21 protein-coding genes are annotated in these 26,545 nt (G+C 66.8%); 18 read left to right on the top strand and 3 right to left on the bottom strand.

Translation table 11 applies throughout. The annotated features are described in order from the left end of the window. Positions 1-79 precede the first annotated feature (79 nt). The 5 genes from ACTIF6_RS02540 (at position 80) to ACTIF6_RS02520 (ending at position 9,554) form a co-directional block, all read left to right on the top strand. Positions 80-3,679, top strand: coding sequence for an indolepyruvate ferredoxin oxidoreductase family protein (locus ACTIF6_RS02540; protein ID WP_439586426.1), 3,600 nt, complete (start codon positions 80-82; stop codon positions 3,677-3,679). 117 nt (positions 3,680-3,796) lie between these two features. Continuing rightward, complete coding sequence (gene yajC / locus ACTIF6_RS02535) at positions 3,797-4,117, top strand: preprotein translocase subunit YajC (protein ID WP_439520498.1); 321 nt, start codon at positions 3,797-3,799, stop codon at positions 4,115-4,117. Between the two features lie 117 nt (positions 4,118-4,234). After that, the gene (secD, locus tag ACTIF6_RS02530) at positions 4,235-6,109 is read left to right on the top strand and encodes a protein translocase subunit SecD (protein ID WP_439586425.1); all 1,875 of its coding nucleotides are present in this window, start codon (positions 4,235-4,237) and stop codon (positions 6,107-6,109) included. A gap of 15 nt (positions 6,110-6,124) precedes the next feature. Continuing rightward, positions 6,125-7,081, top strand: coding sequence for a protein translocase subunit SecF (secF, locus tag ACTIF6_RS02525; RefSeq protein WP_439586424.1), 957 nt, complete (start codon positions 6,125-6,127; stop codon positions 7,079-7,081). Positions 7,082-7,163: 82 nt separating this feature from the next. Then, on the top strand, positions 7,164-9,554 hold the full coding sequence (locus ACTIF6_RS02520; RefSeq protein ID WP_439586423.1) for a DUF1631 family protein: 2,391 nt from the start codon (positions 7,164-7,166) through the stop codon (positions 9,552-9,554). A gap of 13 nt (positions 9,555-9,567) precedes the next feature. On the opposite strand, the gene dprA is transcribed toward ACTIF6_RS02520, so the two are convergent. Next, positions 9,568-10,665 carry a DNA-processing protein DprA gene (gene dprA, locus ACTIF6_RS02515; RefSeq protein WP_439586422.1) on the bottom strand — a complete coding sequence of 366 codons (1,098 nt, stop codon included), beginning with the start codon at positions 10,663-10,665 and terminating at the stop codon, positions 9,568-9,570. A 7-nt stretch (positions 10,666-10,672) separates the two neighbouring features. Beyond that, positions 10,673-11,923 carry a LysM peptidoglycan-binding domain-containing protein gene (locus ACTIF6_RS02510; protein WP_439586421.1) on the bottom strand — a complete coding sequence of 417 codons (1,251 nt, stop codon included), beginning with the start codon at positions 11,921-11,923 and terminating at the stop codon, positions 10,673-10,675. A gap of 277 nt (positions 11,924-12,200) precedes the next feature. Here ACTIF6_RS02510 and def point away from each other — a divergent pair, with 277 nt between their 5' ends. From def to ACTIF6_RS02485, 5 genes are read left to right on the top strand one after another with little or no spacing between them, the layout of a single operon-like run. Further along, positions 12,201-12,722 carry a peptide deformylase gene (gene def, locus ACTIF6_RS02505; RefSeq protein ID WP_439586420.1) on the top strand — a complete coding sequence of 174 codons (522 nt, stop codon included), beginning with the start codon at positions 12,201-12,203 and terminating at the stop codon, positions 12,720-12,722. Next, positions 12,719-13,240, top strand: a complete 522-nt coding sequence (locus ACTIF6_RS02500; protein WP_439586419.1) for a hypothetical protein — start codon at positions 12,719-12,721, stop codon at positions 13,238-13,240. Before def ends, ACTIF6_RS02500 begins: the two co-directional genes overlap by 4 nt. Positions 13,241-13,268: 28 nt before the next feature. After that, a complete protein-coding gene (gene fmt / locus ACTIF6_RS02495) occupies positions 13,269-14,264 on the top strand; it encodes a methionyl-tRNA formyltransferase (protein WP_439586418.1) in 996 nt (331 codons plus the stop codon). Beyond that, the gene (locus ACTIF6_RS02490) at positions 14,264-15,007 is read left to right on the top strand and encodes an AzlC family ABC transporter permease (RefSeq protein ID WP_439586417.1); all 744 of its coding nucleotides are present in this window, start codon (positions 14,264-14,266) and stop codon (positions 15,005-15,007) included. Before fmt ends, ACTIF6_RS02490 begins: the two co-directional genes overlap by 1 nt. Continuing rightward, positions 15,000-15,335: an AzlD domain-containing protein gene (locus ACTIF6_RS02485; protein ID WP_439586416.1), complete on the top strand. Its 336-nt coding sequence runs from the start codon at positions 15,000-15,002 to the stop codon at positions 15,333-15,335. The genes ACTIF6_RS02490 and ACTIF6_RS02485 overlap by 8 nt, the downstream gene beginning before the upstream one ends. Here the strand turns inward: ACTIF6_RS02485 and ACTIF6_RS02480 are convergent. Continuing rightward, positions 15,286-15,966, bottom strand: coding sequence for a phosphatase PAP2 family protein (locus tag ACTIF6_RS02480; RefSeq protein WP_439586415.1), 681 nt, complete (start codon positions 15,964-15,966; stop codon positions 15,286-15,288). The two genes, ACTIF6_RS02485 and ACTIF6_RS02480, sit on opposite strands and share 50 nt — an antisense overlap. A 150-nt stretch (positions 15,967-16,116) precedes the next feature. On the opposite strand from ACTIF6_RS02480, the gene ACTIF6_RS02475 reads away from it, so the two are divergent. From ACTIF6_RS02475 to ACTIF6_RS02440, 8 genes are all read left to right on the top strand, one after another. Continuing rightward, the gene (locus tag ACTIF6_RS02475) at positions 16,117-16,833 is read left to right on the top strand and encodes a response regulator (RefSeq protein ID WP_439586414.1); all 717 of its coding nucleotides are present in this window, start codon (positions 16,117-16,119) and stop codon (positions 16,831-16,833) included. After that, positions 16,830-18,182 carry a sensor histidine kinase gene (locus tag ACTIF6_RS02470; RefSeq protein WP_439586413.1) on the top strand — a complete coding sequence of 451 codons (1,353 nt, stop codon included), beginning with the start codon at positions 16,830-16,832 and terminating at the stop codon, positions 18,180-18,182. Before ACTIF6_RS02475 ends, ACTIF6_RS02470 begins: the two co-directional genes overlap by 4 nt. Positions 18,183-18,247: 65 nt before the next feature. Beyond that, on the top strand, positions 18,248-19,951 hold the full coding sequence (locus ACTIF6_RS02465; protein ID WP_439586412.1) for a phosphoethanolamine transferase: 1,704 nt from the start codon (positions 18,248-18,250) through the stop codon (positions 19,949-19,951). A 69-nt stretch (positions 19,952-20,020) separates the two neighbouring features. Continuing rightward, on the top strand, positions 20,021-21,217 hold the full coding sequence (locus ACTIF6_RS02460) for a phosphoglycerate kinase (protein WP_439586411.1): 1,197 nt from the start codon (positions 20,021-20,023) through the stop codon (positions 21,215-21,217). Positions 21,218-21,353: 136 nt separating this feature from the next. After that, complete coding sequence (locus ACTIF6_RS02455) at positions 21,354-22,688, top strand: ABC transporter substrate-binding protein (RefSeq protein ID WP_439586410.1); 1,335 nt, start codon at positions 21,354-21,356, stop codon at positions 22,686-22,688. An 80-nt stretch (positions 22,689-22,768) separates the two neighbouring features. Further along, positions 22,769-24,508, top strand: a complete 1,740-nt coding sequence (locus ACTIF6_RS02450) for an ABC transporter permease (RefSeq protein WP_439586409.1) — start codon at positions 22,769-22,771, stop codon at positions 24,506-24,508. A gap of 36 nt (positions 24,509-24,544) precedes the next feature. Beyond that, positions 24,545-25,630 carry an ABC transporter ATP-binding protein gene (locus ACTIF6_RS02445; protein ID WP_439586530.1) on the top strand — a complete coding sequence of 362 codons (1,086 nt, stop codon included), beginning with the start codon at positions 24,545-24,547 and terminating at the stop codon, positions 25,628-25,630. 16 nt (positions 25,631-25,646) lie between these two features. Further along, positions 25,647-26,543 (top strand): LysR family transcriptional regulator, encoded by an 897-nt coding sequence (locus ACTIF6_RS02440; protein ID WP_439586408.1) that lies wholly within the window; start codon positions 25,647-25,649, stop codon positions 26,541-26,543. Positions 26,544-26,545 lie beyond the last annotated feature (2 nt).

Below are 26,545 nucleotides of genomic sequence, written 5' to 3'. Positions count from 1 at the left end.
ATCTACCCGCTGCCGCCTCTTTCCACGACCTGAATCGACGCGCCCACGAAGCGAACCGTCCAACCCGGAGACAAAACCAATGAACGCCCCCCTGCCCGAACACATCCGCCGCGCGCTGGAGACCGTGACCCTGGACGACAAGTACGCGCTGGATGTGGGCCGAGCCTTCATGAGTGGCGTGCAGGCGTTGGTGAAGCTGCCGATGCTGCAACGCCAGCGCGACGCCTTGCAGGGCAAGAACACGGCCGGCTTCATCAGCGGTTACCGGGGTTCGCCCCTGGGTGGCTACGACCAGGCGCTCCAGAAGGCCGCGCCTTATCTGAAGGCACAGAACATCGTGTTCCAGCCGGGCGTCAACGAAGAGCTGGCGGCCACTGCGCTCTGGGGCACGCAGCAACTGGGATTCGCGCCGGCCGGCACCAACAGGTTCGATGGCGTGTTTGGCATCTGGTACGGCAAGGGCCCGGGCGTGGACCGTTGCTCGGACGTGTTCAAGCATGCCAACATGGCCGGCACCACGCCGTGGGGTGGCGTGATTGCGGTGGCGGGTGACGACCACGTGGCCAAAAGCTCTACCGCCGCGCACCAGAGCGACCACATCTTCAAGGCCTGTGGCCTGCCGGTGTTCTTTCCCACCTCGGTGCAAGACATCCTCGACCTCGGCCTGCACGCCATCGCCATGAGCCGCTTCAGCGGTGTCTGGTCTGGCATGAAAACGATCCAGGAGATCGTCGAGTCCAGCGCCACCGCCGTCATCGACCCCGATCGCGTGAACATCGTGATTCCCGAGTTCGAAATGCCCCCGGGTGGCGTGCACATCCGCTGGCCCGACCACGCACTGGACCAGGAAGCCCGCCTGTTCGACTACAAGTGGTACGCCGCGCTGGCCTACATCCGCGCCAACCAGCTCAACCACAACGTGATCGCCGGCCCGAACGACCGCTTCGGCCTGATTGCCAGTGGGAAGGCCTACAACGACACGCGCCAGGCCCTGCTGGACCTGGGCCTGGATGACGACACCTGCCGCCGCATCGGCCTGCGCCTGCACAAGGTGGCGGTGGTGTGGCCGCTGGAAGCGCAGACCACGCGCGAGTTCGCCACCGGCCTGCGCGAGATCCTGGTGGTGGAGGAAAAGCGCCAGGTCATCGAATACCAGATCAAGGAAGAGCTCTACAACTGGCGCCCCGACGTGCGTCCGAACGTGCTCGGCAAGTTCGAGGAGGTCGAGGGCGACTTCAGCGGCGGTGAGTGGTCCGTGCCCAACCCCAGCGCGCGCACGCTGCTGCGCGCCAACGCCGACCTGTCCCCCGCCATCATTGCGCGCGCCATTGCCAAGCGCCTGAAGAAGATGGGCGGTGTGCCCGAGGACGTGATGGCCCGCATCGACGCGCAGCTCGCCATCCTCACCGCGCAGGAACAATCCCTGCAGACCCTGCTCACGCAAGGCGTGGCCGGCGCCGAACGCCAGCCGTGGTTCTGCTCCGGCTGCCCGCACAACACCAGCACCGTGGTGCCAGAGGGCTCGCGCGCCATGGCCGGCATCGGCTGCCACTTCATGACGATCTGGATGGACCGCGCCACCGTGGGCTTCACGCAGATGGGCGGCGAGGGCGTGCCATGGGTGGGCCAGCAGCCGTTCAGCAAGGACCAGCACATGTTCGCCAACCTCGGCGACGGCACCTATTTCCACAGCGGTCTGCTCGCAGTGCGCCAAAGCATCGCGGCCGGTGTGAACATCACCTACAAGATCCTCTACAACGACGCCGTGGCCATGACCGGTGGGCAGCAGGTGGGCGAGCGCCCGGAAGGCCACAGCGTGGTGCAGATCGCGCAGAGCATGCGCGCCGAAGGGGCCGTGAAGATCACCATCGTCACCGACGAGCCCGAAAAATACGCCGGCGTGAGCGGTCTGCCCTCGGGCATCGCCATTCAGCACCGCGACACGCTCGACGCGGTGCAGCGCGAGTTCCGCGAGATCAAGGGCACCACGGTCATCATCTACGACCAGACCTGTGCCACCGAAAAACGCCGCCGCCGCAAGCGCGGCACCATGGTCGAACCCGACAAGCGCGTGGTGATCAACGAGCTGGTCTGTGAAGGCTGCGGCGATTGCGGCGTGCAGTCCAACTGCCTCTCGGTGGAGCCCCTGGAGACCGAATTCGGCCGCAAGCGCACCATCAACCAGAGCACCTGCAACAAGGACTTCTCGTGCGTCAAGGGTTTCTGCCCGAGCTTCGTCACGGTCGAAGGCGGGCAGCTGCGCAAGCAGGACAAGAAGAGCGCAAACGCCGAGTGGACCGGTGGTGCGCTGCCCCATCCGGCGCTGCCGGTGCTGGGCTCGGAGCCTTGGGGCGTGATCGTTGCCGGTGTCGGCGGCACGGGTGTCATCACCATCGGTCAGTTGCTGGGCGTGGCCGCGCACCTGGAAGGCAAAGGCATCGTCACGCAGGATGCGGCTGGCCTGGCCCAGAAGGGCGGCGCCACCTGGAGCCACGTGATCATCGGCGCGCACCAGGACGACATCCGCACCACGCGCGTGGCTTCCGCATCGGCCGACCTCGTGCTGGGCTGTGACCCCATCGTCAGCGCACACAAGGAAACCTGGCAGCGCCTGCGTGCGGGCCGCTCGCATGTGGCACTCAACGCCAACGCCACGCCCACCGCGGCCTTCGTGCGCAACACCGACTGGCAGAACCCGGCGCAGGCCTGTGTCGACACGCTGGTTGGCAACCTGGGCGTGGCGGCGGTCGGCGTATTTGACGCCGAGACCGCCGCCACCCGCCTCATGGGCGACAGCCTGTACACCAACCCCATGATGCTGGGCTACGCCTGGCAGCGCGGCTGGGTGCCGCTGGGCCACGATGCGCTCATGCGCGCCATGGAGCTCAACGCGGTGCAGGTCGAGAAGAACAAGGCGGCCTTCGAATGGGGCCGTCGCGCCGCGCACGATCTGAAGGCCGTGGAATCGCTGTGGCAAAAGGCCGGCTCGGGCGAGCAGGTGATCCAGTTCAAGAAACGCGAGTCGCTCGACGACGTGATCGCTCGCCGTGTCGAGTTCCTCACCGGTTACCAGAACCGGGCCTACGCCAGCGACTACGAACAATTCGTGGCCCGTGTGCGCGCGGCCGAGGCGCCGCTGGGCAAGACCTTGCTGAGCGATGCCGTGGCGCGCAACCTCTTCAAGCTCATGGCCTACAAGGATGAGTACGAGGTGGCTCGCCTGCACAGCGATCCGAACTTCCACGCCCGCCTGGCCCGCCAGTTCGAAGGCGACTTCAAGCTCAAGGTCCATCTGGCGCCGCCGCTCCTTGCCAGGAAGAACGAGCGCGGCGAGCTGATCAAACGGCCGTTCGGCCCCTTCATGTTCACCGTGTTCCGCCTGCTGTCCGGCCTCAAGGGCCTGCGTGGGACCGCGCTGGACATCTTCGGCCGCACCGAGGAACGCCGCACCGAGCGCGCGCTGATTGCCGAGTACCGTGCCGACATCGAATCCCTGCTGGGCGGTCTGCACGCGTTCAACCATGAGGCGGCCGTCGATCTGGCGCGCCTTCCCGAGCAGATCAAGGGCTTCGGGCACGTCAAGGAGCGCAACCTGGCCGCCGCTCGCAGCCGGCGCGAGGCACTGCGGGCGCAGTTGCAGCAGTCCACCCCGGCTCAGACCATGGCCCGGGCGGCTTGAAGGCGGAGCGCACCGCCGCATACAATGACCGGTTGAGTCCAGGCCGCCCGGCGGCGCCTCGCAGGCGCCGCCGGGCGATTGGCATTGTCGTGACCCTGAATCTGTTGGAGACCTCCCGTGTTCATTTCCTCTGCCTACGCCCAAGCCGCTGCCGGTGGCGACACCCAATCCACCCTGCTGGGCATGCTGCCGCTGGTGCTGATGTTCGTGGTGCTGTATTTCGTGATGATCCGCCCCCAGCTCAAGCGCCAGAAGGAGCACAAGGCCCTGGTGGAGGCGCTGGCGAAGGGCGACGAGGTCGTGACCGCCGGTGGTTTCCTCGGCAAGGTGTCCAAGATCGGTGAAATTTATGTCGGCGTGGAACTTGCCGACGGTATGGAAGTCCAGATGCAGCGCACCGCCGTGGTCCAGGTGCTGCCCAAAGGCACGATCAAGTAAGCACCCCCGCACGGGCCGGCACCAGCCGGCCCGTTCCCCCCTCGAGGGGGCGGCGTTGACGGGCCGGCGGAGCCGGACCCGTGACGCCCTGGAACAATTCCCCCTCAAGGCTCTGCCATGAATCGATACCCGATCTGGAAGTACGCGATCATCCTGATCGTTCTGGTCGTCAGCGCCATCTATGCGCTGCCCAACCTGTTTGGCGAATCGCCCGCCGTGCAGGTATCGGCTGGGCGCTCCTCGGTCCGCATCGATGCGGGCACGGTGACCCGGGTGGAGCAGGTGCTGGCGGCGCAGAGCATCGAGCCTTCGCTGATGCAGCTTGACGCCGGTTCGATCAAGGTGCGCTTCGAGGACACCGACACCCAGCTCAAGGCCCGCGACGCGCTGGAGAAAGCGCTCAATCCGGATCCGGCCGATGTCACCCATGTGGTGGCGCTCAACCTGCTGCCGCGCACGCCCTCCTGGCTCGCTTCGCTGGGCGCTGCGCCCATGTACCTGGGCCTGGACCTGCGGGGTGGCGTGCATTTCATGCTTCAGGTGGACATGGCCGCAGCGCTGCAACGCCGCGCCGATGTGCTTACCTCCGATCTGCGCACGCTGTTGCGCGAGAAGGGCATTCGCCACGGCGGTATCGGCCGCAACGGCCAGTCGATCGAGCTGCGTGCCGGCGACGCCCAGACCCTCGCCACAGCCCGTGACCTCGTCCGCGCGCAGTTCCCCGACCTGGCGTTCACGGACACCCCGGATTTCCGCCTGCTGGCGACCATCACACCCGAAGCCGCGCGCCGCGTGCAGGAGCAGGCGCTCAAGCAGAACATCACCACCCTGCACAACCGCATCAACGAACTCGGGGTGGCCGAGCCGGTGATCCAGCAGCAAGGCGTTGATCGCATCGTGGTGCAACTGCCCGGGGTGCAGGACACCGCCAAGGCCAAGGACATCCTCGGTCGCACCGCCACGCTGGAATTGCGGCTGGTGGACGAAAGCACCGATGGCCTCGCCGCCGAGCGTGGCAGTGGCGCGGTGCCGTTCGGCTCCGAGCGCTACCTGGAGCGCAACGGCCGTGCCGTCATCGTCAAGCGCGACGTGCTGCTGACGGGCGAGAACCTGACCGATGCGCAGGCCGGCTTCGACAGCCAGACGCAGGAATCGGCGGTGCACCTCACCCTGGACGCCAAGGGCTCGCGCGTGTTCCGCGACATCACGCGCGAAAACGTCGGCAAGCGCATGGCGATCATCCTGTTCGAGAAGGGCCGTGGTGAGGTCGTCACGGCCCCGGTGATCCGGGGCGAGATCGGTGGTGGCCGAGTGCAGATCTCGGGCGCCATGACCAGCGTCGAGGCCACCGACACGGCATTGCTGCTGCGCGCAGGCTCGCTGGCGGCGCCCATGGAGATCATCGAAGAGCGCACCATCGGCCCCAGCCTGGGGGCCGAGAACATCGCCAAGGGCTTCAACAGCGTGCTGTGGGGGTTTATTGCCATCGTCGTGTTCATGTGCATCTACTACGCGCTGTTTGGCGCGTTCTCCAGCCTCGCACTGGGGTTCAACGTGTTGCTGCTGGTGTCCCTGCTCTCCATGCTGCAGGCGACGCTCACGCTGCCAGGCATCGCCGCCATGGCACTCGCTCTGGGCATGGCGATCGATTCCAATGTGCTGATCAATGAACGCGTGCGCGAGGAGTTGCGACGGGGCGCTTCACCGCAGATGGCCATCAATGCAGGTTACGACCACGCGTGGTCCACCATCCTGGACTCCAACGTCACGTCGCTGATCGCCGGGATCGCCTTGCTGATCTTCGGTTCCGGCCCCGTGCGCGGCTTCGCGGTGGTGCACTGCCTGGGCATTGTCACCAGCATGTTCTCGTCGGTGTTCTTCTCGCGTGGCGTGGTCAACTTCTGGTACGGCCGCCAGAAGAAACTCAAGACCGTGTCCATCGGCACCGTCTGGCGGCCCGAAGGCCAGACCCCCGCCATCAAGGGCGATTGAGCGAGGACATACACCATGGAATTTTTCCGAATCCGACGCGACATCCCGTTCATGAAGCACGCTCTCGTGCTCAACGCGATCTCGTTCATCACCTTCGTCGCGGCCGTCTTCTTCCTCACGACCCGCGGCCTGCACCTGTCGGTGGAGTTCACCGGTGGCACCGTCATGGAAGTGGCCTATGAGCAACCCGCCGATCTCGAGTCGGTGCGCAAGGTCATCGAGGGGCTGGGTTACCAGGAAGTGCCCGTGCAGAACTTCGGCACCTCGCGCGACGTGCTGCTGCGCCTGCCCGCGATGCAGGGCCAGACGTCCGGACAGCAGAGCGAGTCGGTGTTGGCCGCACTCAAGGCACAGAACCCGGCGGTCGAGTTGCGCCGCTCGGAATTCGTAGGGCCGCAGGTCGGACAGGAGCTGGTGGCCAACGGCCTCAAGGCCCTGGGCCTGGTGATCGTGGGCATCATGATTTACCTGGCCTTCCGGTTCGAATGGAAATACGCGGTGTCGGCCATCGTCGCCAACCTGCACGACGTGGTCATCATCCTGGGGTTCTTCGCTTTCTTCCAGTGGGAGTTCTCGCTGGCCGTGCTGGCGGCGACCCTGGCGGTGCTGGGGTACTCGGTCAACGAGTCGGTGGTGATCTTTGATCGCATCCGGGAGACCTTCCGTCGGCAACGCAAGATGACACCGCCGCAAGTCATCGACCATGCGATCACCTCCACGATCAGCCGCACCATCATCACCCATGGCTCCACCCAGGCCATGGTGCTGTCCATGCTGATCTTCGGCGGACCCACGCTCTTCTATTTCTCCCTGGCCCTGACCATCGGCATCTGTTTCGGCATCTATTCGTCGGTCTTCGTGGGTGCTGCGGTGGCCATGTGGCTCGGCATCAAGCGCGAAGACCTGATCAAGTCCTCCGGCACGAAGAACGATGGTGATCCTGGTGATCCGAATGCCGGCGCTGTCGTATAAGCGCCAAGATCGGGTCACCACGGCCTGATGGGACCTGCGGGCCGGATGCTGGTAATGCCATTCGTGTCATACTGAACGCATTGTGTCGCCACCCGATCAGCACGTTTCTTCCCTGGCCAAACAGGCGCGTGAACTCTTCGTGGTTCATGTGGGACGTGCCCTTCCCGAAATTGTCAAAGCCTGCGACACGCGCCTGACATCGGTGCTGGACCAGGCCGGTCCGGCGCGCGAAATCCAGGCCCGACGCGACGCCTGGACCGCCTTCCAGAAAAACCAGACCACCTGGCTCAACCAGAGTCGCAAGTCGCTGCAGCGCACCTTGCTGCCTCGCTTCTCGAATTCCGGCAATCCGGTCAGTGTGTCGGGCCAGCTCGAACTGGTGGCTGAAGGCGCCATCGACGACCAGATCCTGGCTTCGCGCCTGGCCATGCAGGTGCTGGATCGCTCATCCACCGAACTCAACGAACTGCGCCTGCGCGTTCAGCACCTCGAGGGCCGTCAGGAACTGCCGCGTGGCGACGTGCTGCTGCCCGACGTGATCGCTCGTATTCTGGTGGACCAGTGGCTCGACGCCCACATGACCCGCGAGGCCTGGACGCTGGTGCACGACGCCATGTCGCCGATCCTGGCCAGCAAGCTGCATGAAGCCTACAAGGCGGCGAACGAATTCCTCGTGGCCAGCGGCGTGATGAAGGAAATCGACCTGCAGGCGCTGGTCAAGCGGGTGCCGGGCACCCGTTCCGAAGGATCTGCAGGTGCGCCGCCCAAGCGCGACCTGCCACCGGGCATGCGACCCGCAGGCCAGGGACCGTCGGCACAGGCGCAGGGCGCGCGTCCAGGTGCCAATGGTCAGGCTTCGGGTGCGGGCAGCGATTTTGGCGCCGGTGCAGGCCGCAGTGGTCCCCAATCCTCCGGTATGGGTGTGCACGACGAAACACGCCTCATGACCGGTACCTCACCGCTGGCGCGCGCGCGCATGCGCGCTCAGGGCGTGGTGGGGCGCCTCAAACGCATGCTCATGGACCGCGTGGGTGGCGACTTCGAAGCCACCCAGGTGATGCCGCCGTCGCCCGGCCTGCAGCAGGCCATGCAGCGCTCCATGGTGGCCTCGAGCAGCGCCAACGCAGGTCTCTACGTCACGGGCGCCTCGGGCCCCGCACCGGTGTACGTGGATGCCACCCACGTCGAGAAGGCGGCCACCGTGTTGCGCCAGCGCACGGTCGAGCTCAAGCAGGCCGCCAGCACCCCGACCGAAAAGGCCACCATCGAGGTGGTGGCGCTCATGTTCCAGAGCATCCTGGCTGAAGAGCGAATTCCGCCGAGTGTGCGGGTGTGGTTTGCGCGCTTGCAGATTCCGGTATTGCGCGTGGCGCTGGCCGAGCCCGAATTCTTCAGCGCGCTGCAGCATCCAGCCCGTCGCCTGATCGACCGCATGGGCTCCTGCGTCATGGGCTTCGAGTCCAACGTCAGTTCGGCCGCGCTCGAAGCCGAGATCAAGCGTGTGGTCCAGGTGATCGAGCAGTACCCCGAGACTGGGCGTCGCGTGTTCCAGCTCGTGTTCGACGAGTTCCAGAAATTCCTTTCCACCTACCTCAGCGAGCAGGGCAGCGCCAGTCGCTTCGTCAGCGTGGCGCAGCAGGTGGAGCAGAAGGAAACCTTGTCGGTGCAGTACACCATCGAGCTGCGCAAACTGCTCGACGAAGTGCCGGTGCGCGACGAAGTGCGCGATTTCCTGTTCAAGGTCTGGGTCGACGTGCTGGCCGTGGCCAGCGTGAAGTACGGCCTTCGCCACGAAGAGACCGCCGCGCTCAAGCAGGTGGCTTCCGATCTGCTGTGGGCGGCCAGCGCCAAGCCCAACCGCAACGACCGCGCCCGCGTCATCCAGCAACTCCCGGGACTGCTGCAGCGTCTGCGGCAGGGCATGGGCCTGCTGGGTTTCCCCTCGGGCATGCAGGACCAGCACATCAAGTCGGTGAGCGACACCCTGGCCGACGCCTTCATGTCGCGCACCGAGTCCATCTCGCAGGAAAGCCTCGACAACCTCTCCGAGCGCCTGGCCAATCTGGAAGACTACCTCCCGGCCAACGGTGTGGGCGATCTGGAGCTCGACAGCGAGAGCATCGAGATGATCACCGGTGTGGATGCCGGCAACATCGAGGTCATCAACCAGGGCGGCAGCCAGCCCAACGAGGCCATGCGCGCCTGGGCGGTGGAGTTGCACATCGGTTCCTGGTTCGGCCTGGACCACAACGGCAAGCTCAACAGCGTGCAGCTGGCCTGGCGCAGCGAGCGTGGCCAGCTCTACCTGTTTGTCACCAATGGCGGGCGCTGCTTCCTCATCCAGTCCAACCGGGTGGCGGCCTATCTGCAAGCGGGTCTGCTGGTGCCGAGCGAGGAAGAAGCACTGACCGTGCGCGCCACGCGCGATGCGCTGGCCAAGCTCGACGCCAACCCCGAGCGCCTCTTGAACTGAAACCGCGTCGGCTTCAGCCTCGACCGAGGCGTTGGAGCAATCCGCCGGGCAACCGGCTCACATCGCCCTGCAGCTCCAGTTCCAGCAAACGCGCCTGAAGGTGGGCGGTGTCGAGCCCTGTGCGGGCTTGCAGTGCGTCCAGGCTCACCGGGTCGTAACCCATGGCCATGAGCAGGGCATCTTCACCATCGGGCTCGACCTCCAGCACGCCATCCAAACTTCGCGCCGGGACCATGTGCAGGTCTTCCAGGATGTCCTGTGCAGATTCCACCAGCTTGGCCCCCTGGCGGATCAGTGCATGGCAGCCGCGCGCCTGCGGCGAGTGGATCGAGCCGGGAATGGCGAACACCTCGCGGCCTTGATCGGCGGCCAGGCGTGCGGTGATGAGCGAGCCCGACTGCACCGCCGCTTCCACCACCAGTGTGCCCTGCGACAGGCCGGCGATGATGCGGTTGCGTTGCGGGAAGTGGGCCGCCAGGGGCGGCGTGCCGAGCGGGTACTCGCTGACGATGGCGCCCTGCGCGCCGATGCGGTGCGCCAGCGACAGGTGCCGCTTGGGGTAGACCCGGTCCAGCCCGGTGCCGACCACGGCGATGGTGGGTGCACCCGCCTGCAACGCGCCTTCATGCGCTGCGCCGTCCACGCCGAGCGCCAGGCCCGAAACCACGCACACACCCGCTTCGCCCAGCGCATGGGCGAACTGTTTTGCGTTGGTTTCGCCCTGGGGTGTAGGGTTGCGGCTGCCCACCATGGCCAGGCGGCGCGGGTGGTGCAGCGCCTGCACGTCGCCCTGCACGTAGAGCATCAGTGGCGGGTCGGCCATCTGCAGGAGTTCCGTGGGATAGAGCGAATCACCCAGCGTGAGCACGTGGCGCCGTGTGTCTTCGGCCAGCCAGGCCTGCAGGCGATCCACCTCGGTGTCGAGGTGTTCCGGGAGCGCGGTCAGGGAGAGCGCGGCGCGCGTGCCCACCACCGACTGCCAGGCAGCGGGATCGTGCTCGAAGATTTCCTGCGGCAGCCCGAAAGCAGCAAGCAACTTTCTTGCGGATTGGATGCCCACACCCGGTGTGAGCAGCAGCCGCAGCCAGGCGGCCAGTTCTTCCCTCGGCATGCGCCGCTCAGGGATTGCTGAAGCGGTCGCCGACCTTCACACCGGTGCTGATCTGCAGCACCAGGGCGTAGGACACTTTGTCAAAGGTGCGGAAGACCATCATGAGGCCATTGCGCTCGCCCGGCAGGCGGATCTGCGGACGGGCCTGGTCGGTGGTGTCGGTGAGGGTGTTGGCCTCGCGTTGCAGCGCCAGCACATGACCACGCTCCAGGCCATGCGCGCGGCCCCGGTTGATGGTCACCACCTGGTTCTGTGCCGCGTAGTTCACGGCGTTGCCGTACACCGAAACGACCTGGCCGTTCTGCGCCGTTTCCGGTGCACGCGGCACATAGTTGCTGAGCTCGCGTTCGGGCTCGGGCAGCATGCGGTCGCCCACGCGCATTTCTTCCTTGGCCGCAATGATGTCAATGGCCGCGGGAACCAGCTCACTGACCACCTTGCCATTGCCCGAGGGTGTGTCGCGGCGTGTTTCGCCAGAGACCAGTTGGGCCTTGCCCACGTACTGGGCCTCGTAGCCAAGCACTTCGCCAGTGGTGGGGTCCTTCAGCGGCGTGGCGTTGCGGAACACGCGGTAGTCGATCGATTTGCCATCGACAACGGCCAGCGGCTCTCCCTGGGCGCTGTCGCCGTAGAGAGCGCGAGCGTAGGCGCGGTCGCCGCGGCTGAGCAGCACGCGGTTCTCTTGCGTGGCCACAATGCGGGGAGCGCGCGAGAAGGTGGCTTCGTCCACGATCATGGGTTCGGTCAGGAAGGACTCGATGGCTTGCAGCGACACCGGCGGGATGGCCGATTCGCCCAGGCTTTCATACCGGGTGCGCGGTGTCACGCGCACGGTCTCGAGATCACCGCTGCCGCCGTTGGGCCGCGAAGTCAGCAGGCGAGCACGGCCTCCCGATTTGTCGAGGTAAAGCACCTGCCCGGGGTAGATGCGGTGCGGATTCTGAATGTCCTGGCGGTTCATGCCCCAGAGCTCGGGCCAGCGCCAGGGCGTCTTGAGGAAGATGCCGGAAATCGCCCAGAGCGTATCGCCGCGCTTGATGGTGTAGCTGTCGGGCGCATTGGGCGCCAGTTCGGACAGCGGCACGCCGGCCTGGGCCACTTGGTCGGCTGTGGCGCGCTGGCCAGGGGTGATGGGGAAATTCTGGGCCAGGGCGCCACCCGCCAGCAGGATGCCCAGCGCAGCGGCGGTGGCACTGGCCAGAGGGCGCAGCGAGCGCGAAGGACGGTTGTTGGCGGACAGGCGGGTGTTCGATGGCATGTGGTGGCCCCTGGGCGGCAACCTCCGGTGGTCGGGATGCCGCCCTCAGGGTGGGCTGACAACCGCTCGCCGACGGTGCTCGTGTCTTGACAAGTCGCTTTTGATTTTGCGCCCAAGCCATTGATTAGGCAATGTAAATGGCGGTGGCATTTCACGCTCCGTCGCAAAATTGGCGAAAATAGCGACATCGTTTTCCGCTTGTCCCCGGCTTGCCGCCAGCCGTCGCCCGGCTACAGTGGATGGCCTCATTACCCCCCGGTCCATTTCCCTCGATTTCATGAACCCGCCCTCGCTTCTGACGATCCTGCGCTACCCCGATCCGCGCCTGCACACCGTGGCCAGCCCGGTGGCGCTGGTGGACGATCGCATCCGCGCGCTGATCGAGCGCATGTTCGCCACCATGTACGACGCCAACGGCATTGGCCTCGCAGCCACGCAGGTCGACGTGCATGAGCGCCTGATCGTGATCGACGTGAGCGAGTCGCGCGACCAGCCCCTGGTGTTGATCAACCCCATGATCGAATGGGCCAGCCCCGAGAAGCGCAAGGGCGAAGAGGGTTGCCTTTCCGTGCCGGGCATCTACGACGGCGTGGAGCGTTCCATCGCCGTGCATGTGCGTGCGCTCGACGCCCAGGGCCAGGAGCACCTGACGAAGGCGGAAGGCATGCTGGCCGTGTGCATCCAGCACGAGATGGACCACTTGCTCGGCAAGGTCTTTGTGGAGTACCTGTCCCCGTTGAAGCAGGGGCGCATCAAATCCAAGATGGTCAAGGCACAACGAGAGGCCCTGCGCGCATGAAACCCTTTCCCACGATGACGATCGGCCGCGGCCTGAGGGCGCCGCTGCTGGGCCTCGTCGTGTGGGCACTCGTGGGTTGTCTGGGCATTCCCGAGCGCATCGAACCCGGCACGCCGCGTGCGCAGATCGAGGAGCGTCTGGGCGCGCCCACCGCCGAATATGCGCTGGCCGAGGGCCGGCGCCTGCAGTACTCCCGCCAGCCCGGCGGGCAGCAGGTGTACAACCTGGACCTCGATGCCAGCGGGCGCCTGCGCCAGCTCGAGCAGGTGATGGACATCAACTGGTTGCAGCGGAACATCGCCGTGGACCGCTGGAGCCGTGCCGACGTGCTGCGAAATCTGGGGCGGCCGGCGCTCGTGGAGCGCGTGGCGAGCTTTCGTGGCGACGTCTGGACCTACCGTTTCCTTGAAGCCAACTCGCCGCGCCAGGTGCACCTGCACATCGACCCCGAAGGGGTGGTGCGGCGCGTGATGTTCACCGACGAGCCCACACCCGACGACCCGCCTGATCGATCTTAGGGTCGGATGGGATTCCCTGATTGAACGCATGAAACTGGTTTTTGCCGGCACGCCGGAATTTGCGCGCGCCGCGTTGCAGCGCCTGCTCGCCGCAGGCTTTCAGGTGCCGCTGGTCCTGACGCAGCCCGATCGCCCGGCAGGGCGTGGCATGAAGCTGCAGGCCTCGCCGGTGAAGCAGCTGGCGCAGGAGCATGGTCTTGCGCTGGCCCAGCCGCGCAGTCTGCGCCTGGACGGCAAGTACCCGCAGGATGCGGCTGCGGCGCGCGAGGCCATCGTCGCAGTCGGCGCCGACGCCATGGTGGTGGCCGCCTACGGTCTGATCCTGCCGCAATGGGTGCTGGACCAGATGCGGCAGCACGGACGCGGCCTGGGCTGTCTCAACATCCACGCCTCGCTCCTGCCGCGCTGGCGCGGTGCGGCGCCGATCCACCGCGCCATCGAAGCCGGCGACGCGCAGACCGGCGTGACCATCATGCAGATGGACGCTGGCCTGGACACGGGCGACATGCTCCTGCGCGAAACCTTGCCCATTCGCGCCGACGACACCACCGGCAGCCTGCACGACCGCCTGGCCACGCTGGGCGCGCGCCTGGTGGTGGAGGCGCTGGAGATCGCCGCCTGCGGAGCGTTGCGCGCCGAGCCTCAGCCGGCCGAGGGGGTGACCTATGCGCACAAGATCGAAAAGGCCGAGGCGGCACTCGACTGGACGGCCCCGGCGCAGGTGCTGGCGCGGCGCGTGCGCGCCTTCAACCCATTTCCAGGCGCGGCGACCGCGCTCGCTGGCGAGGCGGTGAAGGTGTGGGCCGCGCACGCCGAGACCGGCAACGACGACGGTCAACCGGGCGCTGTGCTGTCGGTGGGTGAAGACGGCATCCGCGTGCAGACCGGTGATGGCGTGCTGGTGCTCACCGAGTTGCAGCGCGCAGGTGGCAAGCGGCTACCGGTGTCCGATTTCCTGCGTGGCTTCGGTCTGCGTGTGGGACAGGTGTTCGACGCCGCTTCTTCTTCCGGGGAGGCGGCCTGATGTTCTACCTTCGCGAACATCGCGCACGCGAGGAATTCTGGGAGGGCGTGCGCGACCAGACCAGTGTGGCCATGGGCATCGGCGCGTGGGCGCTCATGACCGGCGTGGCGATGGTGCAGTCGGGTCTGTCGGCGCTGGAAGCCGTACTGATGACGCTCATCGTCTACGCCGGCAGCGCCCAGCTGGCGGCGGTGCCCATGATCACCGCGGGTGCGCCGATGTGGGTGATCCTGGCGGCGGCCTTCTGCGTGAACCTGCGCTTCGTGGTGTTCTCCGCCCACCTGAGGCCCTACCTGATGCACCTGCCGCGCTGGCAGCGGCTCGTCACCGGTTACGTCACCGGCGACCTGAGCTACGTGTTCTTCGCGCGCCGCTTTCCCCACGTGGGCGCCACGCCCGACGAACTCGCGCGGCAGCAGGCCTACCTCATGGGGAACTGCGCAGTGAACTACGTGGCCTGGATGTCGATGAGCCTGCTTGGCATCGCGCTGGCCAATGCCATCCCGCTCTCATGGGGACTGGGCTTTGCCGGCATCCTGGCGCTGCTCGGGGTCTTGTGTTCGCTGGCTTCTTCCAGGCTGCGCATGGTCTCGGCTGGCGTGGCGGGCGCCGCAGCGGTGGCGGCCTGGGCCTTGCCGCTCAAGCTCAACATCCTGGTGGCCATTGCCAGTGCGGTGGCCATCTGCCTGGTACTCGAAAGGTTCCGGCCGAACGGGCCAGGGGAAGGCGCGCACCATGCTTGACCTGGACTTCATGACCCTGGTCACCATCGTGGCGCTGGGTTGCATCACGGTGATCACGCGTGGCTTCTTCTTCATCTCCAGCAAGCCCTGGACGCTGCCGCACTGGGCGCAGCGCGGCCTGCAGTACGCACCCATCGCCGCGCTGGCGGCAGTCGTCATTCCCGAGATCGTGATGACTCAAGGTGAGCTGATTTCCACCTGGCGCGACGCGCGCCTGTTCGCAGCGGCTGCGGGCATGGCGTGGTTCTTCTGGAAACGCGGTGTGCTGGGTACCATCGTCACGGGCATGCTGGTGTACCTGCCGCTGCGGCTGGGCCTGGGCTGGTGAGCCGGGCCTGCAGCAGCCGCCATCCAGCCAGGGACACACCGCCGCAGATCAACAGGGTCCACAAGGTGTGACTCGGCGGATGCGCCCCACGCAAGGTCTGCACCGCGCCCGCCAGCAGGCCGGCGGCCAGCACCCCACCCAGCCATCGATACCCCACGGCGGTCTTTCGCACGACACCGGCAGGAGGCGACAGCCAGGGCAGGCACAACGCGATGAAAGCGAATCCGCTGGAGGCATGCCCGCCGGGGAAACAGCGGCCCGGCCCGCCATCGGCGACACCCCAGCGCCAGTGCGCCACCGGCTCGGCCGTGCCGCCGAACCCGCGCCAGTCCCAGGGGCAACTGGTCAGGCTGGTGTTCTTGATCAGGTTCACCGCCAGCAGCGACACCGACACCAGCACCATCACCGCCACGCGCTCGCGCCGGGACACGGATGAGTCGCGGGTGGGCCACAGGGCACCGATCCAGAGCGCGGCGAACACCAGCGTGGCGGCCTGGCGCAGACCTTCGTGCAGCACGCGCTCCAGCCACCACGCGTGTTGAAGCGGAAATCCGGCGGGGGTGCCGATGAGCCGCATCACGGGCATGTCCAGGCCGCTCGACTCCCATAGGGCGGTGAGCAGAACGGCCAAGGCCCACCAGTGAGCCAGCCGGGCGGACGCAAGGGGCAATGGCGCAGTGCGGTTCATCGCCGGCAGAATGCCGGAAAGGGATTAAGCCCTCCTTAAGCGTGCTCACCATAATGAGCAGCAACCCATTCAAAGGCCCCGGCCTTCAGCAACATGCGCGCACTCGTGGTGGAAGACGATCCCGGCATCGCCAGCGGGCTGCAGACCTCGATGCGCCAGGCCGGTTATGCCGTGGACCTCTGTACCACGCTGGACGCCGCCTGGCTGGCGCTCTCGGTCGAACCCTTCGATGTGATGGTGCTGGACCTCGGCCTGCCCGATGGCGACGGCATTGACCTGCTGGCCCGCGTGCGCCGCCAGGCCGCGCCGGCGGCGGGTCGCGAGACCCTGCCGCGCAACGACCTGCCCGTCCTCATCATGACCGCACGCGACGGCGTGAGCGACCGCATTGACGGGCTGGATGGTGGGGCCGACGACTACATCGTCAAGCCCTTCGACGCCAATGAGTTGATGGCGCGTCTGCGCGCCATGCTGCGCCGGGCCGGCGGGCGCAGCAACCCGCTGATCGAACACGGGGAGCTGTTGGTCAACCCGGCCGCGCACACCGTGATGCGCGCCGGCCAGCCCGTCGTCCTCGGCGGCAAAGAGTTCGCCCTGCTGCTGACGCTGCTGCAAGCCCGACCGCAGGTGCTGTCCAAGTCGCGCCTGGAATCGTCGCTTTACGGCTTTGGCGAGGCGCTGGAGAGCAACGCCATCGAGGTGCACATCCACCATTTGCGCCGCAAGCTGGGCGAACAGCTCATCAAGACCGTGCGCGGCGTCGGCTATTTCATGCCCCACGAGACGGCCGACGGGAACGCGCGTCGATGAGCTCTACCCCACCAGACACCCTGCCGGCGCGCCTGTTGCGGCACTACCTTCTGGTGTGGACGCTGGGTGCCCTGCTGGTCGTCTGGCTGATCCTGGTCGCGCTGGCCTGGACCACCGCCTTTCACGAGGCACGCAAATTCTCGGATGGCCAGCTGGTGGCGATCGCCCGGCTGTGGCTGACCGCCGCGCCGTCCTCTGCATCATCCGCGAAACCTTCGGACGTGCCGGAACTCCGGCATGAGTTCCTTCAAGAGGTGGCACTGCTGGCCTGGGACAACGGGCGTCTGGTCATCGACACGCATGGCCTGGCGGCCGGCCTGGGTGCGGCGAGTCTGCCGGCACAGGGTTTCACCACGCTGGACCTTCAGGCCGATGGAGGGGCATCGCGCACCTGGCGCGCCTACGCCGTGCAGGCCGAGTCCGGTGCACGCCGGGTGATCGTGCTCATGGACATGCAGCAGCGGCACGAACTCGGCAAGGACATCGCAGAACACGTGGCCCAGCCGGCCGTGCTGGTCTTGCCGCTGGTTGCCCTGTTGCTGTGGTCGGCGGTGCGGCGCGGCCTGCGCCCGCTCGACCGCCTTTCCAGCGACGTGGCCGAGCTCGACGGCCTGGCCGGCCAGCGGCTGGACACCAGGCACCGCTTCCGGGAGTTCTCCAGCACGGTGTCTGCCATCAACCACCTGGCGGATTCACTGCAGGCGCGCGCCCGCCGGGAGCGCGAGTTCGCCTCCGACGTGGCGCACGAGTTGCGCACGCCGCTGACCGCCCTCACCCTGCAGGCGGGTGCGGCGCAACACGATCCTTCGCCCGAGCGCCTCGCCCAGCTCGAGGCCACCGCACTGCGGGCCGGACACATCCTCGCGCAGCTGCTGGACCTGGCGCGTGCGCAGCGGGGCGGTCCGCAGGGCGAGGACCCGGCCTGGAAGCCCGTTGCCCTGGGTGAACTCGTGGCGAATCTGATCGCCAGCCACGCACCGGCCGGCTTCCAGAGTGGCCACGAACTCTCGCTCGACCAGCCCGACGAGGTGGTCATGCTGCGCACCCAGCCCCTGCTGCTGGAGCTGGCGCTGCGCAACCTGATCGAGAACGCTCTGGGCCACACGCCTGCGGGCACCCAGGTGGGTGTCCAGGTCTGGCGCACCGCCCATGCGCTGGGTGTTTCCGTCAGCGACGATGGCCAGCGCCCAGGTGCTCCCCCAGGACCCGCCGAGGCCGACAACAAGGGCTTGGGCCTGGGTCTGCGCCTGGTCGTCCGCATTGCCGAGGAGCTCGGCGCCACGCTGGAACGCGACATCGGCGAAATGCCCATGACCACGCGGTTCACCCTGCGCTGGGCGCTCGCATAAGGTTCATTTAACCCAGGCCAGCGATGCTCCCGGCGCCAGCATGTGCTGGCTCACGCGAGCTGTCGATGTCGGCCTACCCCCTCCTTCGTCTGCCTGTCCCGTGGCCGCGGCGCGAAGCCGTGGCCGCAGACCGGCAGCCACGCCCTTTTCTTTCCGTGTGGCCGCTGGCGCTGTGGCTGGCGGTGGCCGGCAATCTGCCGCTGTGGCAACGCGTCGATCTGCTGACCGCCGCCCAGGCTCACCGGCTGCCCCTGCTCGCCGGCTTCGGCCTGCTGCTGGTGGGTGTCATGGTGGCCCTGCTGTCGCTGCTGGCCTGGCCACGTACGTACCGTCTGGCGGCGTCCGCGCTGGTGCTGGTCGCGGCGTTCAACAGCCATTTCATGTGGCAGTACGGCGTGGTGATCGACCCCACGATGTTCGCCAACGTGGTGCACACCGACGTGCACGAAGTGCTCGACCTGCTGTCCTGGCAGCTGCCGGGCACGGTGCTGCTGGTGGCGGGGCTGCCGCTGTGGTGGATCTGGCGCCGACCCCTGGCCACGCGCGGCGCCTGGTCGCAATTCGGGAGCAACCTGCTCGGCGTGCTGGCCGGCCTGGGCCTGGTGGTGGCCATGGCCCTGCTCTGCTACCAGGACCTGGCTTCGCTGGCGCGCAACCACAAGGACCTGCGCTACAGCGTCAGTCCGCTCAACACGGTGTACGCCGCCGCGCGGCTTGTCACCGACCAGTTGCCGCGCCAGGTGGCTCCGCTCCTGCCGGTCGGTGAGGACGCGAAGCTCGGCGCCAGCTACAGCCAGCAGGCGCGGCCCCCGCTGCTGTTGCTGGTGGTGGGCGAGACGGCGCGCGCGCAGAACTTCGGCCTCAATGGCTACCAGCGGGCCACCACGCCGGCGCTGGCGCGCTGGCAGGCCAGCGAAGGCCTGGTGAACTTCAGTCAGGTGAGCTCGTGCGGCACCAATACCCTGGTGTCGGTGCCCTGCCTGTTCTCACCGCTCACGCGCGCGCAAGGTGGCAACCGCACACCCGAGCACGAGAATCTGCTGGATGTGCTGCAGCGCGCTGGCCTGGCCGTCTTGTGGATCGACAACCAGGCTGGCTGCAAGGGCGTTTGCAACCGCGTGCCGCACGCCAGTCCGAACGACGCGCCGGTGCCCGGTCTTTGCGACGGCGGCGAATGTCTGGATCCGGCCATGCTGCAAGGCCTGGACGAACGCATCGCCACGCTGGACCCCGCGCGCCGCGCGCGCGGCGTGGTGCTGGTGATGCACCAGATGGGCAGCCACGGGCCGGCTTACTTCAAGCGCACGCCGCCCGATCGCAAGCCGTTCCAGCCGGAATGCCAGAGCAATACCTTGTCCGACTGCCCGCGCGAACAGCTTGTGAACGCCTACGACAACACCATCGCCTACACCGACCATTTCCTGGACCTTGCGCTGCAGTGGCTCAAGACCCGGTCGGAAAACGGTATGAACGACACCGGATTGGTCTACGTCTCCGACCATGGCGAATCGCTGAGCGAAAACGGCCTGTATCTGCACGGCGTGCCCTATGCCCTGGCGCCGAGCCAGCAGACGCACGTGCCCATGGTGGCCTGGCTTTCGCCGGGTCTGCAGGCGCGCGACGGCCTTTCGCTGGACTGCATTCGCTCGAAGGCGGACCAACCGATCTCGCACGACAACTTCTTTCACACCGTGCTTGGTTTGATGGACGTGCAGACCAGCGCCCGCGAACCCGCGCTGGACGCGCTGTTGCCCTGCCGGGTCCGCTGATCGAAAGGGGGTTTGCGTCCCCTTTCTACAATGCGGCTTTTCCCTCAGCCGCAGCAACGCCCGCCCACCATGCAATTCCTCCGTTTCTCCGACTTGTGCAACCAAGGCCGCGTCAAGGGCCAGCGCGTCTTCATCCGCGCCGATCTCAACGTGCCCCAGGACGACGATGGCCGCATCACTGAAGACACCCGCATCCGCGCCAGCATTCCGGCCATCCAGATGGCGCTGGAAGCCGGTGCGGCGGTCATGGTGACCAGCCACCTGGGCCGCCCCAGCGAGGGCGCCTTCAAGCCCGAAGACTCCCTCGCCCCCGTGGCCGCTCGCCTGGGTGAGCTCATGGACCGCCCCGTGCGCCTCGTGGCCCACTGGATCGATGGCGACTTCTCCGTCGCCCCTGGGGAAGTCGTGCTGCTGGAGAACTGCCGCCTGAACGTGGGCGAGAAAAAGAACAACCCCGAACTGGCGAAAAAGCTTGGCGCCCTGTGCGACATCTTCGTGCACGACGCTTTCGGCACCGCGCACCGCGCCGAAGGCACCACCTACGGCATCGCCGAGACCGCCCCCATCGCCTGCGCCGGCCCGCTGCTGGCCGCCGAGATGGACGCCATCGGCAAGGCCCTGGCCGCCCCGAAACGGCCCCTGGTGGCCATCGTCGCCGGCAGCAAGGTCAGCACCAAGCTGACCATCCTGAAAAGCCTGGCGGCCAACGTGGACAACCTCATCGTCGGCGGCGGCATCGCCAACACCTTCATGCTCGCCGCGGGCCTGAAGATCGGCAAGAGCCTGGCCGAGGCCGACCTGGTCAGCGAAGCGAAAGCCGTGATCGAGGCCATGAAGGCGCGGGGCGCCGAGGTGCCGATCCCCACCGACGTGGTGACCGCCAAGAGTTTCAGCGCGGACGCACCGGCCACGGTGAAGAAGGCCAACGAGGTGGCCGAGGACGACCTGATCCTGGACATCGGGCCCGAGACGGCGAAGAAGCTGGCCGAGCAGCTCATGCAGGCCGGCACCATCGTGTGGAACGGTCCGGTGGGCGTGTTCGAATTCGCGGCGTTCGAGGGCGGCACCAAGGCCATCGCGCAAGCGGTTGCAAAGAGCAGCGCGTTCAGCATCGCCGGGGGTGGTGACACGCTGGCGGCGATTGCCAAGTACGGCATCGAGAAGGACGTGGGCTACATCTCCACCGGTGGCGGGGCTTTCCTTGAGGTGCTGGAGGGCAAGACGCTGCCAGCCTTCGAGGTGCTGGCGCGCAGGGCTGCTGCGTAGGCCCCATGCTCCGCAGCCGCTCGGGGTTTACCCGACCGGCGCCGCGATTTATGCGGCTCATCAGAAACCATGATTGGTGCCGCGCGCGTTCTGTTGCTAAATTGGTTCCGTCGCAAACACAACGATGGAGACAGGTATGGCAAAGCAACGCGCGTTCAAGGTGCTGGTTCTTTCCCTGGTGACGGCGTGGTCCGCCGTCGCGCACGCGGGCACGGTGTCCGTGATCACCTCGTTTCCCAAGGAACTGACGGAGGCCTACAAGAAGGCCTTTGAAGCCGCCAACCCCGGCATCAAGATCGAGATCCTCAACAAGAACACCACCGCCAGCATCGCCTACATCAAGGAGCTGTCGGCGGGACAGCGGCCCGACGTGATGTGGGCCTCGGCGCCCGATGCCTTCGAGGTGCTGGCGCGCGACAAGCTGCTGCAGGCGGCACCCGAGGTCAAGAATCCGAAGGCACCCGCCAAGGTCGGCAACTACCCCATCAACGACCCCAATGGCCTCTACTACGGCCAGGCGCTGGCGGGATACGGGCTGATGTGGAACACGCGCTACATGCAGGCCAACAAGGTCCCGGCGCCGCGCGAATGGGCCGACCTGATCAAGCCCGCGTATTTCGGGCACGTGTCCATGTCGTCGCCCTCGCGCTCGGGGACCACCCACCTCACGGTCGAGACCATCCTGCAGGGCGAGGGCTGGGAAAAGGGCTGGACGCAGATGCTGCAGATCGCCGGCAACTGCGCCGCCGTGACGGACCGCAGCTTCGCGGTGCCCGATGGTGTGAACAACGGCCAGTACGGCATCGGCCTGGTGATCGACTTCTTCGGCCTGGCCGGCAAGTACTCCGGCTATCCGGTGGAGTTCCATTACCCCTCGGTGACGGCGGTGGTGCCGGCCAACATCGCGCTGATCTCCGGCGGCAAGAACGCCGACGAGGCGAAGAAGTTCATCGCCTTCACGCTCTCCACCGAAGGCCAGGAACTGCTGTTCGACCCGAAGATCAGCCGACTGCCCGTGCTGCCCAATGCGTCGTTCGGCGGCAAGGCGCCGGCCAACTACCCCGACGCGCAGGAGATCGCCAAGCGCGCCAAGGTGCAGTTCAACACCGACCTTTCCAGCAACCGCTACCAGGTGGTGGTGAGCCTGTTCGACCAGATGGTGACCTTCCGGCTGAAGGAACTGCAGGCCGCCACGCGTGCCATTCACGATGCCGACCGCAAGCTCGCGGCCAAGCCCAACGCGCACGGCAGCGAGCTGCTGCGCCAGGCCAAGAGTTTTGCCTACTCGTCGCTGGTGCCTGAGAGCATGGTGAAGGACGAGAAATTCCTCAACCTGTTCCGCCAGAACAAGCGCGACGTGGAGGTGGCCAAGCAACTCACGGGACTCGAGGAGCTGTGGAGTTCCAAGGCCAAGGCCAACTACGAGCGTGCCCGCAACCTCGCCAACGAAGCTGCGGCGCTGGCCAAGTAGTGATCGCCTGAGCGCGTCTTGACGCCCTTGCGTAGCCACCGGCCGCGCAAGGGGCCACCTCCCCTCCCGGAAAGATCCCCATGTCCGCTGCCCTGACAGGTCTCGATGCGCCCGCTCCGGCGCCCTTGCGCCGGCTTCGACCGCCCGTGGTGTGGGGCCACTGGGTGCTGGCCGGCCTGGTGTTCGCTTTCCTGTTCCTGTTCCTGCTGCTGCCGATCGGCGAGGTGATCTACACCGCCTTCGTCACCGACACCGGCGCGCCCACGCTCGGGCACTTCAGCAACTTCTTCGGCCAGAGTCTGCTGCGCGAGTCGCTGATCAACAGCCTGCTGGTTGCGCTGGCCTCGGTGTTCTTCGCCTCGGTGATCGCCATTCCGCTGGCCTACCTCACGGTGCGCTTCGAGTTCCGGGGTGCCTTGCTGATCCAGACGCTGGGCGTGCTGCCGCTGATCATGCCGCCGTTCGTGGGAGCGGTCGCGCTGCAGCTCATCTTCGGACGCAGCGGCTCGGTCAACCTCGTGCTCAACGACTGGTTCGGCTTCACGGTGCCGATCATGGACGGGCTCATCGGTGTCACCTTCGTCGAGAGCATCCACTACTTCCCGTTCATCCTGCTCAACCTGGTTGCCGCCATGCGCAACATCGATGGCGCCATGGAGGAGTCGGCACAGAACCTGGGTGCCAAGGGCTGGCGTCTGTTCTGGCGCATCATCTTCCCGCTGTCGCTGCCGGGCTACCTGGCGGGCGCGGCGCTGGTGTTCGTCAAGGTGTTCGACGACCTCGGCACACCGCTGGTGATGGGCGTGACCAACATGCTGGCGCCCCAGGCCTACCTGCGCATCACCTCGATTGGCATCGAAGACCCGCTGGGCTACGTGATCAGCGTGATCATGATCGTGCTCTCGATCCTGGCGCTGTGGATGGCCTCGCGCGTGATGAAGGGCAAAGACTACTCGACGCTGCAGAAGGGTGGCGGCTCGCTGCAGCGCCGCACGCTGAGTGGCTGGGCTTCGGTGCTGGCCTACGCGTGGGTGGTGTTCGTGCTGCTGGTCACGCTGGCGCCGCACATCGGCATTCTGTTGATGTCGTTCTCCAAGGTCTGGAGCTTCTCGGTGCTGCCGGACAGCTACACGCTGGAGCACTACGCCACCGTGTTCACCGACTCCAAGCTGATGGTCTACAACACGCTCAAGTACTGCCTGATGGCCGCCGGCCTCGACGTGATCCTCGGCACCGTGATCGCCTACCTGATCTTCCGCACCAACCTGCCCGCGCGCCGCTGGCTCGATTACACCGCCTCGATCGCACTGGCCATCCCCGGCCTGGTGCTGGCCATCGGCTACCTGCGCATGTTCAAGGGCGTGAACATTCCGTTTACCGACACGCCGGTGATCAGCACCTGGGTGCTGATCATGATCGCCTACGCGGTGCGCCGCCTGCCCTACGCACTGCGATCGTGCATGGCGGCGCTGCAGCAGGTGCACATCTCGCTGGAGGAAGCCGGGCAGAGCCTGGGAGCGGGCAAGGTCAGCACGGTGCGTCGCATCATGGTGCCGCTCATGATGGGCGGCATCCTGGCCGGCTTCGTCACCAGCTTCATCACCGCCGCGGTGGAGCTCTCCGCCACCATCCTGCTCACCTCGGCGCAGAGCCAGGCGCCCATGAGCTACGGCATCTACCTCTACATGCAGAGCATCGCTGGGCGCGGGCCGGGTGCGGCGCTGGGCGTGATCGCGGTGGTGGTGGTGGCCATCGGCACCTACCTCTCGCACCGCGTGGTGGAAAAATCGCGCACGCCCGACAGCGCGAAGCAGGCCTGAGCACGCACGAAGATCCACAGGAAGACAACCATGCACTTGAACAAGGTTTCCCTCGAAGCGCGGCACATCAGCCTGAGCTACGGCAGCACCGAGGTGCTCAAGGACGTCAACATCCGCATCGAGCCGGGCGAGTTCTTCGCGCTGCTCGGGCCTTCGGGTTCCGGCAAGTCCACGTTGCTGCGGCTGATTGCCGGCTTCAACCAGCACCAGCGTGGCGAACTGCTGATCGACGGCAAGGACATCACCGGCACGCCGCCGCACCTGCGCAATGTGGGCATGGTGTTTCAGAACTACGCGCTGTGGCCGCACATGACGGTGTGGGACAACGTGGCCTTCGGCCTGGTCGAGCGCAAGGAGCCCAAGGAATCGCTGCGCCGCAAGGTGGGCGCCGCACTGGAGCTGGTGGGCCTGGCGGACTATGCGCAAAGGCGACCGAGCCAGCTCTCGGGTGGGCAGCAGCAGCGCGTGGCGCTGGCGCGCACCGTGGTGATCGAACCCAAGCTGCTGTTGCTCGACGAACCGCTGTCCAACCTCGACAAGAACCTGCGCGTGCAGATGCGCGAAGAGCTCAAGAACCTGCAGCGCACGCTGGGGTTGACCACCATCTTCGTGACGCACGATCAGGAGGAGGCCATGACCACTGCCGACCGAATGGCCGTGCTCGACAAAGGGGTGCTGCAGCAGGTGGGCACGGCCACCGCGCTGTTCGACTTTCCCGCCAACCGCTTCGTGGCGAGCTTCGTCGGCACGGCCAACCTGGTCGAGGGGCGGGTAACACACGTCAACGGCGAGACCCTGCACTTCCAGGCCGACGGCCTGGGCCAGATGGTGCTGCCGCGCAACCAGGAGAGTCCGGGCACCGGTCCGGCGTCGCTGTCGTTCCGGCCGCACACGGTCAACATCCGCGTGCGCGACGACCATGGCGATGCCTCGCGCATCTGGCTCGACGGCCAGGTCGAGAGCTCGGAATTCCTCGGAGAGACCTCGCGCTACCGCGTGCGCGTGGGCGAGACGCTGATCGTCGCCAACCAGTACCACTATTCGGGGCTGGCGCTGTTCCCGCCCGGGGCCGAGGTGCGGCTGGGGATCGAGCCTACACAGGCGCGCTTCCTCACACACTGAACTGATCGCCCAGGGCATGGAGATCTACCAGCTGCGCGCGTTCGTGACCGTGGCTAAGATTGGCCAGCTCACGCGCGCGGCCGAGGCGCTGCACGTCACGCAACCGGCGGTCACGGGGCAGATCAAGGCGCTGGAAGAGGAGCTGGGTGTTTCTCTGTTCGACCGGCGACCGGGACGCATCGCGCTCACGCGCGCGGGCGAGCGCTTGCTGCCCGAGGCCGAGCGCGTGCTGGCCGCTGCCGGTTCGCTCATCGGGCGGGCGCGTGAACTGCAGGGGGAGGTGTCGGGCTCGCTCGTCATCGGCACGCTGGGCGACCCCGACGCCTTGCGCCTGGGTTCCTTGCTGGGCGGTCTTGTCGCGGCGCTGCCCTTGCTGGACATCAAGACCCGCTCGGGCGACGCAGAGACGCTGCGCGAAGCGGTGGCTACGTCCACCCTGCACGCGGCCTTCTACATCGGCCCGCACATCCCGCGCGATGTGTTCGGCCTGGCGCTGCAGACCCTCCACTACCGCGTGGTGGCGCCGGTGTCGTACCGCGAGCGGGTGCTGCACGCGGGCTGGCGCGAGATCGCCGACATGCCCTGGATCGGCACGCCCCACGCCGGCCACGTGCAGACGCTGTTGCGCGACCTCTTCTCGCGCCAGGGCCTGCTGCCCAACCAGGTGGTGGAGTCGGACGACGCCTCGGCACCCTACAGCCTGGTGCGCGCCGACCTCGGCCTGGCACTGCTGCGCGAAGACATGGCCGTGCCGGCCGCCGAGCGCGACGAACTGGTGATCTGGCCGCACACGCGCGTGGCCGCGTTGCTCAGCTTCATTTACCCCAAGACCGCCGAGCACGATCCCGCCATCGTTGCCGCGCTGTCGGTGCTGCGCCAGGTGTGGGGACTGCCCTCCCGCAAGCCCGCTTGAAT

This window comes from Hydrogenophaga sp. (genome assembly GCF_051860785.1).
Taxonomy (GTDB): domain Bacteria; phylum Pseudomonadota; class Gammaproteobacteria; order Burkholderiales; family Burkholderiaceae_C; genus Hydrogenophaga.
Note: the sequence above shows the minus strand (reverse complement) of the source record. Positions and strands in the feature narration are given on the sequence as shown.